At 41.6% G+C, this 14,141-nt stretch carries 12 protein-coding genes; 7 read left to right on the top strand and 5 right to left on the bottom strand.

Features of this window, described 5'->3' with window-relative positions; genetic code table 11:
* Positions 1-10: 10 nt before the first annotated feature.
* A complete protein-coding gene (locus H8B21_RS08075) occupies positions 11-802 on the top strand; it encodes an L-fucose dehydrogenase (RefSeq protein ID WP_190313277.1) in 792 nt (263 codons plus the stop codon).
* Here the strand turns inward: H8B21_RS08075 and H8B21_RS08070 are convergent.
* Positions 799-1,674 (bottom strand): cation diffusion facilitator family transporter, encoded by an 876-nt coding sequence (locus tag H8B21_RS08070; RefSeq protein ID WP_190313276.1) that lies wholly within the window; start codon positions 1,672-1,674, stop codon positions 799-801. The two genes, H8B21_RS08075 and H8B21_RS08070, sit on opposite strands and share 4 nt — an antisense overlap.
* A 188-nt stretch (positions 1,675-1,862) precedes the next feature.
* Here H8B21_RS08070 and H8B21_RS08065 point away from each other — a divergent pair, with 188 nt between their 5' ends.
* On the top strand, positions 1,863-3,347 hold the full coding sequence (locus H8B21_RS08065) for an alanine/glycine:cation symporter family protein (RefSeq protein WP_190313275.1): 1,485 nt from the start codon (positions 1,863-1,865) through the stop codon (positions 3,345-3,347).
* A gap of 408 nt (positions 3,348-3,755) precedes the next feature.
* On the opposite strand, the gene H8B21_RS08060 is transcribed toward H8B21_RS08065, so the two are convergent.
* The gene (locus H8B21_RS08060; RefSeq protein WP_190313274.1) at positions 3,756-4,415 is read right to left on the bottom strand and encodes a YceH family protein; all 660 of its coding nucleotides are present in this window, start codon (positions 4,413-4,415) and stop codon (positions 3,756-3,758) included.
* A 111-nt stretch (positions 4,416-4,526) separates the two neighbouring features.
* On the opposite strand from H8B21_RS08060, the gene H8B21_RS08055 reads away from it, so the two are divergent.
* Genes H8B21_RS08055 through H8B21_RS08045 form a run of 3 tightly spaced genes read left to right on the top strand, consistent with a single transcriptional unit; the run spans position 4,527 to position 7,578 of the window.
* Positions 4,527-5,432 carry a histone deacetylase family protein gene (locus H8B21_RS08055; RefSeq protein ID WP_190313273.1) on the top strand — a complete coding sequence of 302 codons (906 nt, stop codon included), beginning with the start codon at positions 4,527-4,529 and terminating at the stop codon, positions 5,430-5,432.
* Between the two features lie 21 nt (positions 5,433-5,453).
* Positions 5,454-6,509 carry a nucleoid-associated protein gene (locus H8B21_RS08050; protein WP_190313272.1) on the top strand — a complete coding sequence of 352 codons (1,056 nt, stop codon included), beginning with the start codon at positions 5,454-5,456 and terminating at the stop codon, positions 6,507-6,509.
* Positions 6,493-7,578, top strand: a complete 1,086-nt coding sequence (locus H8B21_RS08045) for a DUF3810 domain-containing protein (protein ID WP_190313271.1) — start codon at positions 6,493-6,495, stop codon at positions 7,576-7,578. The genes H8B21_RS08050 and H8B21_RS08045 overlap by 17 nt, the downstream gene beginning before the upstream one ends.
* Here the strand turns inward: H8B21_RS08045 and H8B21_RS08040 are convergent.
* Positions 7,575-8,735, bottom strand: coding sequence for an MFS transporter (locus tag H8B21_RS08040; protein ID WP_190313270.1), 1,161 nt, complete (start codon positions 8,733-8,735; stop codon positions 7,575-7,577). The two genes, H8B21_RS08045 and H8B21_RS08040, sit on opposite strands and share 4 nt — an antisense overlap.
* 316 nt (positions 8,736-9,051) lie before the next feature.
* Between H8B21_RS08040 and H8B21_RS08035 the strand changes: the two genes are divergently transcribed.
* The gene (locus tag H8B21_RS08035; protein ID WP_190313269.1) at positions 9,052-10,179 is read left to right on the top strand and encodes a DUF2891 domain-containing protein; all 1,128 of its coding nucleotides are present in this window, start codon (positions 9,052-9,054) and stop codon (positions 10,177-10,179) included.
* Between the two features lie 125 nt (positions 10,180-10,304).
* On the top strand, positions 10,305-12,521 hold the full coding sequence (locus H8B21_RS08030) for an NADP-dependent isocitrate dehydrogenase (protein WP_190313268.1): 2,217 nt from the start codon (positions 10,305-10,307) through the stop codon (positions 12,519-12,521).
* Positions 12,522-12,609: 88 nt separating this feature from the next.
* Here H8B21_RS08030 and H8B21_RS08025 read toward each other — a convergent pair whose 3' ends face one another.
* Both H8B21_RS08025 and H8B21_RS08020 read right to left on the bottom strand, forming a co-directional pair.
* Positions 12,610-13,209: an outer membrane beta-barrel protein gene (locus tag H8B21_RS08025; protein WP_190313267.1), complete on the bottom strand. Its 600-nt coding sequence runs from the start codon at positions 13,207-13,209 to the stop codon at positions 12,610-12,612.
* 258 nt (positions 13,210-13,467) lie between these two features.
* Positions 13,468-14,124, bottom strand: a complete 657-nt coding sequence (locus H8B21_RS08020) for a DUF6766 family protein (RefSeq protein WP_190313266.1) — start codon at positions 14,122-14,124, stop codon at positions 13,468-13,470.
* Positions 14,125-14,141: the final 17 nt, after the last annotated feature.

Below are 14,141 nucleotides of genomic sequence, written 5' to 3'. Positions count from 1 at the left end.
AGCATAGAGCATGGATTTAAATTTAAAAGATAAAGTCGTTATTGTAACGGGTGGTGCGAAAGGCATTGGTAAGGCCGTCGTTCTGGCATTAGCAAAAGAAGGGGCACTACCTGTTATTGTGGGGCGGAAGCAAGTCGATAATAATTTCGTTAAAGCAGAAGTGGAAGCTTTAGGAGGGAAAGCTCTTGCGGTTGAAGCCGAGCTCTCGAAACCCGACGATTGTAAGAAAGCGGTAGAAGAGACACTGGATGTTTTAGGACGTATTGATGGTTTGGTCAATAATGCAGGGCATAATGATGGAGTAGGACTGCTTTCTGGTGACTATGAACGTTTTGTAGAATCATTGCATAAGAACTTGATTCACTATTATTTGATGGTTCATTATAGTATTGATGCTTTACGTATTTCTAAAGGCAGTATTGTAAATATTAGTTCAAAAACAGCAGAGACCGGACAGGGGAATACTTCGGGCTATGCGGCTTCAAATGGAGGGAGGAACGCGCTCACGCGCGAATGGGCGGTAGAGTTATTGCCATACGACATTCGGGTGAACGCTATTGTCGTGGCTGAATGTGCAACACCACAGTACGATTCTTGGATCCAGACGTTGGATAATCCGGCAGAAACCTTGAAGAAAATTACGGATCGTATACCGTTGGAACATCGTATGACTACACCCGAAGAAATAGCCAATACAACAGTGTTTTTGCTGTCTAATAAATCAAGCCATACTACTGGGCAACTTATTCATGTAGATGGTGGATATGTGCATTTGGATAGGGCGCTGATCAAAGAAGATTAATCTTCTTCAAACGGCTCAATATGCACAAAGACATTCCCGATGTTGTCTAAGTTTGCGATTAGATAGTCTTTGAGGTCATGCGCTATAGCATGCCCCTCGCGTACGGACAGGTTGGGATTCACAACGGCATGCAAATCTATCTGGAAGAGCATGCCGATTTTCCGGATATAACATTTTTCTATCAACTCGACTCCTGCTACATGCAGGGAGTGTTGACGCACTTCTTCCTCCAACTCTTCATAACGGTTCTCGTCCATGATTTCCGCTAACGCCGGACGAAATATGCCATAACAATTATAGATAATTAATCCGGAAGCCAATAATGCTGCCCAATCATCCGCACTTTCATAGCCCTCACCGAAAATCAAAGCTACTGATATACCGATAAAAGCGGCTACCGAGGTAATGGCATCACTACGATGGTGCCAGGCGTCGGCCTTGAGAGATGTACTATTGAGTTTTTTGCTTCTCCGCATAATCACCCTAAAAGAAATTTCTTTCCAGATAATAATCGCTCCTAATACATACAATGTCCAGGATTTGGGTGCCTCGTGTGGTGTCTGAATGTTATGAATACTCTCTTTCGCAATAATGAAAGCCGAAACAATAAGGAAAATAACAACGATAAAGGTAATCAAAGGCTCTATACGTCCATGTCCATAAGGGTGTGTCTGGTCGGCTGGACGTTTAGAATATTTTAATCCCAATAATACCAAAAACGAAGAAAAAATATCTGCGGTAGATTCAATGGCATCGGCAATTAAGGCATGGGAATGTCCGAAGTAACCCGCTAACCACTTCACCAATGCCAACAAGAAGTTGGTCAGTATGCTAAAGTAAGTAGTTCTAATCGCCTTATCCGAGTTTGACATTATTTCGACCTATTTTCCTCAAAGATAAGGCATTTTATGTAAGAAAGGGGCAAGGTGGAAAACTACTTGTCGTACCCAGAAAAGCAGTCTGGCGTATTATATCGAAAAAAAGTATGTCTTTTTGCAAAAAAAATCCGTTCTTTAAGGCACAGAAATACCTTACATAACCAAATGATTCAAAAAAATATATGGAAAGTATTGTAAAAATGGTATCCAATCTTGTTTGGAGTGATTTCTTTATATACCTATGTTTATTCACAGGATTATATTTCTCTATCCGAACCCGATTTTTGCAAGTAGGGTATATCAAAGAGATGTTGCGGTTACTATTTGTAAAACGCGACTCCGATAAAGGTATTTCTTCTTTTCAGGCCTTTGCCTTAGCTATTTCGGGACGGGTAGGTACGGGTAATATTGTTGGGGTGGCTACTGCAATTTTTATGGGTGGACCAGGTGCCGTATTCTGGATGTGGGCGATTGCTTTTCTGGGCTCTGCTTCCGCTTTTGTGGAAGCAACGTTAGGACAGGTTTACAAACAGGAACTGGACGGGGAATATCGGGGAGGACCCGCTTATTATATAGAAAAAGGATTAGGTGTAAAATGGTACGCGGTCCTTTTTGCGATTGTGACTATTATTAGCACGGGGCTTCTGCTGCCGGGTGTGCAGAGTAACGCTATTAATGGTACCGTATCCAATGCCTTTAACGTACAACTGACCTCATTTTCGGTCTTGGGGATCGATTTTCCCATCAGTTGGATAGGCATAAGTGTTATTGCGTTGCTGGCAATTATTATTATCGGCGGTGTAAAGCGTTTGGGAAAGGCGGCTGAATATATTGTCCCTTTTATGGCAGGTGCATATATTTTAATGGCGTTAGTCATCATCGCGCTGAATGTCACGGAGATTCCCGCTGTATTCAAACTTATTGTTTCTTCTGCTTTTAGTATGGACGCCACCTTTGGAGGAATTGTAGGAATGGCTATCGCTTGGGGTGTAAAACGCGGAATATATTCCAATGAAGCTGGACAGGGAACAGCACCACACGCTGCCGCTGCCGCGGAAGTAAAACACCCCGCTCAACAAGGGTTGGTGCAGGCGTTTTCGGTGTATGTAGATACGTTGTTTATTTGTACGGCGACCGCTTTTATGATTTTATTTACAGATATGTTCAATACGGGCGAGACGTTTGATGCCACAGGGAAAGCGTTGACATTTGTAACAGAACACGTGCCAGGAGTAGAAGCAGATGGCTTTACACAAGCTGCTGTAGCACATCATTTTCCGGCAATAGGAAACCAGTTTGTGGCAATAGCCCTGTTCTTTTTTGCCTTTACCACGATTATGGCATATTACTATTATGCGGAAACCAATATCGCATACATCTTTAAAAAAGGGAATACAAAGGTGGTGATCTGGATGTTGCGAATAGGTTTTCTAGCGGCAACCTATTTTGGAACAGTCAGAACGGCTGGTCTAGCCTGGGATTTGGGTGATATCGGTGTAGGATTGATGGCGTGGGTCAACTTGATTGCTATCTTGTTACTAAGCAAACCTGCGTTGAAGGTGTGGAAGGATTACAAAACGAAACGTAAAGCAGGAATCAAAGATCCAGATTTCAATCCCAAAGAATTGGGTATTAAAAATGCAGACTTTTGGGAAAAAGAAAAGTAGTATTCTTTTACCCTATTCCGGTACAAGTAGTCGCAAATATCATGACCAGCACGACGAGTGCGACAATGATGATTGTGGTATATGGTGTTCTTCTCATGACCTTATCCTTTTTATATTCTACATAGAAAATAACAAAAGACATGCCTTGCTTCGTGAGAAAACGGAATAAATGTTATTCTGTAGATAATCGTCGACCTACCGTTTTATTCCAACCCGGCACATGTAGTCGCAAATATCAATACCAACGCTATCAAGGCTAATATAACGAATGTGGTTGCAGGTGTTCTTTTCATTTTTTTTACCGCTAGTTTGTGTGCTTAAGGATAGCAAAAGCTATGCCTTAAACATACAAAACGATACAAATCGTTAAAAAGTAACAGGTCGGTTAAGATTTTATATATTATTCAGCTACGACAGCTGCTCCATTAGTTCGTCAAATTCTTTCTTTAAGGCGGCCAATTGCTCTTCCAATGTACTTACACGCCCCTCCAATTCTTGTATGCGGCTCGATGAGCTGCCATCCGAAGCACCGGTGAGGTTTTCGTAATCTTCTTCGTTCACTTCGCCTAGCAGATGTACGTAACGTACTTCTTTTTGGCCGGGGCGCTTTGCCAATTGTTTTACAAAAGGAGGTTCCTGTTCTTGCAAGCGGTTCAATACGTCCTGTACCTCATCTATACTTTCGAAATTAAATAGTCTACCGGCATTGGAATTGATCTCTCCCGGAGTTAAAGGTCCACGGAGGATGAGCAGACATAATGCGGCTAACTCCTGGGGAATCAAAGGATATTGTATGGCGAGGTTATGTTTGTATTTTGTCACACGGCTACCGCCGCCGACCGCCGTAGATATCAGTCCTCTTTTTCGTAATGTATCCAATGCTTCTATAATGGTATTTTCATCATAAGAAACAACAGGTTTCCGTGAGGTTTTCTGGTTGCATGCGGTTTGTAACCCGTTTAGGGTCATGGGGTAATACTCGGGTGTCGTTTTGGATTTTTCCAAAAGTGAACCTAAAACGCGTAACTCTTCTGCACTTAAAACAGGTAAATTGTTTGTTTCTTCCATTTTTTCTGATGAATTGATTCGGTCTGTAGTCTTCGAAGATAAAAAAAATATCCTTGTTTTTTTGTCCGATATGGATTTTTTAACTTCGCGGGGAATAAAACAAGAAATGTTGTGTTACGAATAGCGTACCATCCGGCTTATATACATCCCTTACGGACGGGACATCGTTTCCCTATGGTGAAATATGAGCTTATCCCGACGCAGTTGCTTTACGAGGGAGTGGTTTCCGCAGATTGCTTTTTCGAACCGAAACTAGTGGATATACCTACGATTGTCTTGGCACATGATGAGCGTTATGTCAGCCAGCTAATAGATCTGTCATTGGAGGCGAAAATGGTGCGCAGGATAGGGTTTCCGTTGTCGCAATCCTTGGTAGATCGCGAGCGGTATATCTTGGACGGAACGATCCAAGCCAGTTTGTACGCTTTGGAATATGGTGTCGCTTTCAACGTAGCCGGTGGCACACATCATGCTGGACGTGATTTCGGAGAAGGTTTCTGTTTGTTAAACGATCAGGCAGTGGCGGCCACTTATCTGCTGGATCAGAAATTGGCAACTAAGATATTGATCATCGATCTCGATGTGCATCAAGGCAACGGCACTGCCCATATTTTTGAAGGGCATGCAAATGTATTCACTTTTTCTATGCATGGCGATAAAAACTTTCCTTTTATCAAGGAATGTTCGGATTTGGATATACCCCTGCCGGATGGTATGAACGATGAAGCTTATCTGTCCTTACTGGAGGAAAACCTCGATAAAATATTTACCGTTTTTACTCCTGATTTTGCGTTTTATCAAGCAGGAGTCGATATTTTAGAAACCGATAAACTGGGAAAGCTTAAATTGACGGCAGATGGATGCCGGCGTCGGGACGAAATGGTATTGAATAAATGCCATCAGACTGGACTCCCTGTGCAAATCAGTATGGGTGGAGGTTATTCTGAGCATATCAAAGATATTGTGAATGCACATGTGAACACTTACAAAACAGCCATGGATGTTTTTGGCTTTTGATACTAAATACTAAAAAAAAAAATGTTTTTTCACCAAGACGCAACTTTTGAACAACTTTCCATACATCGTGTAGGGAACAAGGCGCAGGATGAGTTTTATGTACTATCTGACACGCCCGTTGATATTTCGCAGGATGAGGTGCTGCCAGATCTGCTGATGCAGTATTTTATGAAACCTTTTAGCAAAGCGAACGAGATTTATCGTTTTTATCATCCGAACGATGATTTGCAACTCAACGAAGTCTATTATTTTGCGAAGCAATACTTTGATGGGAAGATGGCTTTCCATGATATGTCCCAACAACTGGCGAAACACCTCTACGAAGTTTCGGAACATCCGAAAATAAAAGCAGGGGAGGTTTATATCGTTGCGCTCAAAAATGTGCAATTGGAAGGGGAAGAACATGACGCTGTCGGCATCTTTAAATCCGAGAACAAGGAAGCTTATTTAAAGGTGTACCCAAACGCAGGTGGTTTTGATTTGGATTATGAACAGGAAGCCATCAATATCAACAAATTGGACAAAGGTGTGGTTGTCGTGAAGACGGAAGAAGAGGAGGGATATAAGGTGTTAGTCGTAGACCAAACGAACCAATCGGAGGCCGTATATTGGAAAGATGATTTTTTGAAGATCAAAGCGCGTAACGATAGCTTCCAGCAGACCGGAAATTTACTGAAAGTCTATAAGAATTTTGTCCATGATAAATTGGATGAAGCGTTTGAATTGGAAAATGCAGACAAAATTGATCTCTTAAACCGCTCGATGAACTATTTTAAAACAAAGGAGACGTTCGATCAAGGCGAATTCGAAGAGGAAGTCATTGGTAACCCGCAGGCGGCCTCACTCTTCAAGGAATATCAAGAAAACTTTGCGGAAGAGTTCGATACCCCGTTCCAATCAAACTTTGAAATTGCCTCCCCAGCGGTAAAGAAAATGGCGGCTTCCTACAAATCAGTCATTAAATTGGACAAAAACTTTCATATTTATGTGCACGGCAAGCGAGATTATATAGAGTCTGGCTTTGATGAGGAAAGGGGTTTAAATTATTACAAACTATATTTTGAAACCGAAAGTTAATTTAAAAAACGGAAATAGAGGCTATTTCATTGCGATAGCGGTGTGCCTTGTTGTGATGTTCGTTTTATCGTGGATAAAGCAGTCGCCGGCATTTATCGAGCAATACTATAGCCGACAGTTTTATCCGCTTTTTTCGCATTTGCCGAAATTATTATTCGGTTGGTTACCGTTTAGTATCGGCGACGTATTCTACGTTCTCTTATCTGGGTGTTTACTGTGGATGGCGACAGCTGCGGTGATGGCATTCGTTAAACGTAAATGGAGAGTGGCGCAGAAGAGATTGATGCAGTTTGTCCTGGTGCTGCTGGGCACCTATATTTACTTCTATGTGAGCTGGGGGTTGCATTATTATCGGGTACCTTTACAACAACAGCTCGGATTAGAAATCGACACTATTGTTACAGAGGATTATATCGAAATACTAGATCGTTATATAATAGAAATCAACCAACTCCGGGCGCAGTTGGATACAACCGCGATGGATAAGTCCCGGGCACGCCAAGAGTTGCAACAACTCATGCGAAAAAGCGGTGATCGCTTACCCATGCTGTCCGGCACACAGGTAAAAGCGAAACAGCCATTATCTAGCACGTTAGTTTCCTACTTTACGGTAACAGGATATTTTAATCCTTTTACACAAGAAGTGCAGGTGAATGGTATCATGCCCAAAACTTCGTATCCTTTTACGTTGGTACACGAATTAGCCCATCAGATGGGGATAGGTTTTGAAGATGAATGTAATTTTATCGCTTTTTTGATGCTCCAGGACCATTCGAATACATGGTATCGTTATGCAGCTTATTATGAGGCTGTGCAGTATTTACTCCGACCGCTATATTTTCAAGATAAGACGCGCTATGAATCTTATCTTGCGAAGCTATCGGAAGACGTCCGCCATGATTATGCACAAGAACGTCTATTTTGGCAACAATATTACGGTACATTTAATCGCGTAACCAATTGGTTTTACGGGAGCTATCTGCGCCATAATAACCAACCCGAAGGCATGGCACGTTATTCGCTAATGAGCCGCTTGGTGATTGCTTGGGAAAAGCAACGTGTCTTTTAGACGTTCATTTTCGCTCTAACCACTTTTCTCCAGAAAACATAGGCGAGAATAGCGCCCATACTGGCCATGCATACCCCCACGAGCGACGGGTAGTTATAAGCATATCCGATTGTAATAGGGATAGCGCCGAGATAAGCTCCCAGCGTGTTCCCAATATTAAAACTTGCTTGTCCGGCCGCAGCGGCAAATGTCTCGGCACCTTTGGCATTGTTGATCAACATCATTTGTAGCGGCGAACCGATAGAGAAGGAAATTAATCCCGTGATGAATGCCATTGGATAGGCTAAATAGGTGATGTGCGCGATAAAAAACAAGATCAACAGGCACGTTGCCATCGAAATAAAGCCAATAATCACTGCCTTCGAGGGTGTTATGCTGTCGGCCAGTTTGCCCCCAATGATGTTTCCGAAAAACATGCCCAATCCAACCAATATCATGATAATAGGAACACGGTTTTCAGGGAGATTTGATACGTCTGTTACTAATGGAGCGATATAGGATATCCATGCGAACAAACCACCTGTCCCGATAGCGATAACGGCAACCATTAACCAGGCGTCCCAGCGGGCGAAATAGCTGATCTGTTTCAATACGTTATTTGTTTTGCTGGCTTCCATTTTCGGCATCCAAAAATAGATCGCTAAAAAGGTAATGAGACCCAATAAACTAATGACTCCGTATGTAATCCGCCAAGAATAATGATGACCGATATAAGTTCCCAAAGGTACGCCTGCTAAGTTGGCTATAGTCATTCCCGTAAACATGATAGAGATAGCCTGTGCCTCTTTGCCCGGCTTAGCGAGTCGCGCGGCAACTACGGAACCGACTCCAAAAAAAGCACCATGCGGAAAACCGGATATAAAGCGTGAAGTTAATAGCAAGACCTTGTTCGGTGCAATAGCGAAAATGCCATTGAATACGAAAAACAAAAGCATCAAAAAAAGTAATATATTCCGTGGGGAATATTTTCCACTGAAAGCAACCAAGGTAGGTGCACCCACCACTACGCCCAGTGCATAAAGTGCAATTAAATTACTGGCTTCGGGAATGTCAATTTTCAAATCTTTGGCGATGTCTGGAAGGATGCCCATCATGGTAAATTCTGTCATCCCAATAGCTAATCCGCCAAATGCTAACGCGATAAGTGCTTTGTTCATTTGCCTGTGCTGAATAGAGAGCGCAAAGGTAAATATTCTTCTTCTTTTTTTTCCTCAAAAAAAGAAGCAAAAAAAATCGTCGCTTAAAAATTTGATGCGTCCCTCTACCCCGCACTTTTCCCGCATCGAGTATAGTTTTGATGGGATGGGATGTGCAAGAATGATATTTCTGCATATTCCAAAATTTTTGAGGCGACCTTTTATGATAATAAGGGGGATAGTACACGGGTGTGGATAACGCAAAACGTTCTTGTTTAAGGCTTTTTATTTCTATTTTTACGTGTAAAAGTATAATTGTTGACTAAAATAATGAGTTATGCAGTATAGAAATTTGGTTTTACAGTTCATTGGTATTGGAGTTATTACGTTTTTTCTTTCTTGTGAATCACGGAATAAACCAAAAGAGGAAAACGTGAAGGATAGCAATAGGGTAGAACGATTATCCTTAACCGAGGAAACTGCAAAGCGAATTTTTGAACTACCTATACACTGTTTAACGATTGAATATCCAAATAAATTAGGTCAGGTATTGGGAAGCGAAGCTGACCTAAAATCTCCTAAGGCGTTGCGTCCTATTTTTTACGGTTGTTTTGATTGGCATTCGTCCGTACATGGCTATTGGTCTATTGTACGGTTGCTGAAACAGTATCCGGAACTTGATTCGGACGGAAAGATTCACCAATTGTTAAAAAGCCACATTACAAAGGAAAACCTGGCGGTGGAACTAGCTTTCTTCCAGGACGAAAATAACCTGAGCTTTGAACGTACTTACGGTTGGGCATGGCTGTTTAAGCTGCAACAGGAACTAATATCATGGCGGAATGCGGATGCGCAGGAATGGGCGAAGACATTGCAACCTTTGGTCGACCTGCTGTCGGAACGCACACAGCAATATTTATCTAAATTGGTGTATCCTATCCGTACAGGGCAACATGACAACACGGCTTTTAGTCTCACCTTGATGTACGAATATGCGGAAGAGACTGGTGATATGGCATTGCTAAATGCTATAAAAACCAATAGTATACGTTTTTTCGAGCAGGATAAAAATTGTAACCTAGCATATGAACCCAGTGGTTATGATTTTCTTTCGCCTTGCCTGGAAGAGGCTTATCTTATGAGTAAGGTCATGTCGAAAGATGCGTACCAAAACTGGTTAGTGAATTTTTTACCGGTATTATTTGAGGCCGAAATCGAAACCCTCCAACCGGCTATTGTAAGTGATCGTACGGACGGCAAGCTGGTGCATTTGGATGGCCTGAATTTTAGCCGGGCAAACTGTTTGTATGGTATTGCCCGTGTATTACCGGAATTACAGCATACCTTGGTGCCGCTCGCCAATACGCATATTGATTTTTCGCTGAAAAATATTTCGGACGATGATTATATGGGAAGCCATTGGTTAGGTTCGTTCGCGTTGCTGGCGTTGGCTGATCAAATTTGAACTGCCGATACCACTTCCATTTTTGCGTTCAAATGCTTACCTTTAGGCGAATTTTTAAGATAAACGGAAACACAATGACGTTTATCCTTATTCATCGAACATTAAGAATATTTCAATAGAAAATTATGTCATCCAAAATCATTTACACGAAGACAGATGAAGCGCCTTTATTGGCGACCTATTCGTTTTTACCCATTGTTCAAGCTTTTGCAAAAACAGCTGATATCGAAGTAGAATTAAGAGACATTTCGTTAGCGGGGCGTATATTAGCTAATTTTTCGGAATACTTGGCACCAGAGCAAAAAGTGTCTGACGCATTAGCAGAATTGGGACAATTAGCGACTACACCGGAAGCGAATATCATCAAATTGCCGAATATTTCAGCTTCTATTCCACAATTGAAAGGTGCAATAACAGAGCTTCAAAAGGCAGGTTACAACGTGCCCAACTATCCGGATACACCGGCGAACGCAGAAGAAGAGCAGATTAAAGCAACGTATGCGAAAGTTTTAGGTTCAGCAGTGAACCCTGTATTGCGGGAGGGAAATTCAGACCGTAGGGCACCGAAAGCGGTAAAGAATTATGCGAAAGCAAATCCACACAGCATGGGTGCCTGGTCGGCAGATAGTAAAACCAAAGTAACTTCAATGTCTGATGGTGATTTTTATGCTACAGAAAAATCAGTTACGGTAGACAATGATACCCAATTCAAAATTGAGTTTGTAGGTGAAGATGGGGACGTAAAGGAATTAAAAGGATTGGCTAATTTAAAAGCTGGTGAAGTTATTGACTCATCGGTGATGAATTTAGCTAAACTGAAAGCGTTCGTAGCGCAAGCGATCCAGGAAGCCAAAGCAGCAGGTGTATTGCTTTCTGCTCACTTGAAAGCAACGATGATGAAAGTATCGGATCCTATCATATTCGGTGCAATCGTAGAGGTATACTTCAAGGATGTATTTGCTAAATACGGTGATTTGTTCGCTAGCTTGGGTATCAATAAAAACAACGGTTTAGGTGAGGTGTATGCTAAAATTGCAGGCCATCCACAAGAAGCGGAAGTAAAGGCAGGTATTGAAGCAGCAATAGCAGATGGACCTGATTTGGCTATGGTAAACTCGGATAAAGGCATTACCAATCTGCATGTTCCGTCGGATGTTATTGTTGATGCTTCCATGCCGGCGATGATCCGTACATCCGGTCAGATGTGGAATAAAGAAGGAAAACAACAAGATACCATCGCTATTATTCCAGATCGTTCCTATGCCGGTGTTTATGAAGCCGTAATAGAAGATTGTAAAGCAAATGGTGCTTATGATCCGAAAACAATGGGTTCTGTTCCGAACGTGGGATTAATGGCACAAAAAGCAGAAGAATACGGCTCTCATGATAAGACTTTCCAAGCCGCTTCTAAAGGAACTATTCGTGTAGTCGATGCATCCGGCAATGTATTCATGGAACAGCCGGTAGAAGAGGGCGACATATTCCGTATGTGCCAGACCAAAGATGCTCCTATTCAGGACTGGGTGAAATTGGCGGTAAACCGTGCGCGTCTGTCAGATACTCCTGCAGTATTTTGGTTAGATGAAAACCGTGCCCATGACCGTGAAATCATTAAAAAGGTAAATAAATACTTGGCTGATTTTGATACGGCCGGTTTGGATATCCGTATATTATCACCAATCGAAGCAGCTAAATTCTCTGTAGAGCGTATCCGCGCGGGATTGGATACCATTTCCGTAACCGGAAACGTGCTACGTGACTATTTGACAGATTTGTTCCCGATTTTGGAATTAGGTACCTCTGCAAAAATGTTGTCTATTGTTCCGTTGATGAATGGCGGTGGTTTGTTCGAGACAGGAGCAGGAGGATCAGCGCCGAAACACGTAGAGCAGTTCGTAACAGAAGGTTATCTTCGTTGGGATTCATTGGGTGAGTTTTTGGCATTGGGCGCTTCTTTTGAGCACTTGTCGCAAACACAACAAAATGCTAAAGCGCAGGTTCTGGCAGATGCATTAGATGTAGCAACAGAAAAGTTCCTTGCCAATGATAAATCTCCGGCACGTAAAGTAGGACAAATTGATAATAGGGGTTCGCATTTCTATTTGGCCTTGTATTGGGCGGAAGCTTTGGCTACGCAAACAGAAGATGCGGAACTAGCGTCTAAGTTTGGTGATTTAGCAAAAGCACTAGCAGAGAACGAAGCCAAGATCAATGAGGAATTGATTGGGGCACAAGGTAAATCGCAAGATATCGGTGGATATTATTTCCCTAGCGATGAATTGACGTCTAAAGCTATGCGACCGTCGTTGACGTTTAACGCAGCGATAGACTCGTTTGAATAGGAACGTCATAATAAAATGCATTACAACAAAAAAGCCGGTTCATATGACCGGCTTTTTGAATGGTGTTATCCTGCGTTAATGATTTGTATTAAAAATAAAACTGTACACCAACAGTTGGAGCCAATGAATTAGCATCTAAACCAAATGAATTAACGGTTGTTTTAGCAGAGCTTCCTTCAGGTTCCGTGATGTTGGAGTTAAAATATAAACCTCTTACTTTGAATTCCAATCCGATTTTTGATGTAGGGAAATATGCGATACCGGGAGCTAATTCAACGCCATAGTTACTAATATCAGCAGTTTTTTCATCATTCACTTTTTGGTTTCCCCAGGACATCGGTACCGAAAGCTGTCCGAAGAATCGCACAGGGCCATTAGCAGAATACCATCTACCAAAAGGAGCAACAGCAAAAGCACTATTTGTACGTTCTGTTACATTCGCTTCCGCATCGTATTCGTTTTTGTTCCATTGATAACCTAAACCGATTCCTACAGCAATGTTGTCGGATACGAAATAGCCAGCAGATGGCATAATATTAAATCCAGTAGATTTCAAATCAGTGTCTTTAGTAGATTCTGTATTAAATCCAACCCCGCCACCGATAACAAATTTACCTTGTTCTGTTTGTGCTTGTGAAGCAAATGTTAAGGCTGCTACAGCTGCCAATGTTAAGTAAAACTTTTTCATGATACTTTAATTTAATTTATTCTTATTATTTGACTTTCTGTCAATTTAGTTCAGTTTATTCAATACTTGTGCCAATACAAGGATTAAATGTCATTAAAATGTTTGTTTGTGCAACTGATTGAAAGCTTGAATATTATTTTACTTTTTTTTCAAAAAATAGAATATCCATAAACATGAAATAATTCCATGTAGGCAATTTGGCAGGGAAAGGGATAAATTGGCAGCGTAAGAATGGCAGATGACGAGCATCCCGATTAATTATTTTCCGGTTTCCAAGTGAGGCGCATCGACCGGTTTGGACTCGGGCGATCCTTTTTGACGTAAAAATATAGTCAGGAGCACAATAGATGCTACGGATAGGAATTCGCTCTGCCAATTTTGGAATGTTTCGAACCAAAAATCAGGCTCTTGGATAAAATGCCCCAATGTAACAGAAGGCTCTCCCTTAATTATCTGTTCCTCGTTAAAATTTCTATAACTGCCATAGAGGTGCATAGTCCAGCTGAAAATAAATAATAGGGCAAATGCGATGGTCAATGAATGTTTGTATAGTTTGAGTTGCCATCCACCTTTTTTTACAGGTCCCGGAGCATTTGCATGTGGTATCGGCTCTCGATCTACTTCTTCTTTTTCTGTCAAGCTTTTTGATTCTGCCGAGCCAATTTGGCGCAGAGAAATAGTTAATACAACATACAACATCATTTGTAGAAATTCACTTTGAAAGTTTTCAAAAGTAGCTGCAATAAAATGACCTGTTATTACATAATCTTCCAATGGTAATGTTGATAATCCCTGCTCCTGAAGCTCTACATTGTTCTTTTTCCAACCGAAATAAAATTGTGCAAATAAAGCGATCACAAAGAGAGATATAAATACAATAGAAAGACTATTTCTTTGATAAAAATTCCTTTGCATGACAAGTAAATATGTAA

Source organism: Sphingobacterium chuzhouense (assembly GCF_014692525.1).
Lineage (GTDB): Bacteria > Bacteroidota > Bacteroidia > Sphingobacteriales > Sphingobacteriaceae > Sphingobacterium > Sphingobacterium chuzhouense.
This window is presented reverse-complemented; position numbering and strand designations above follow the sequence as displayed.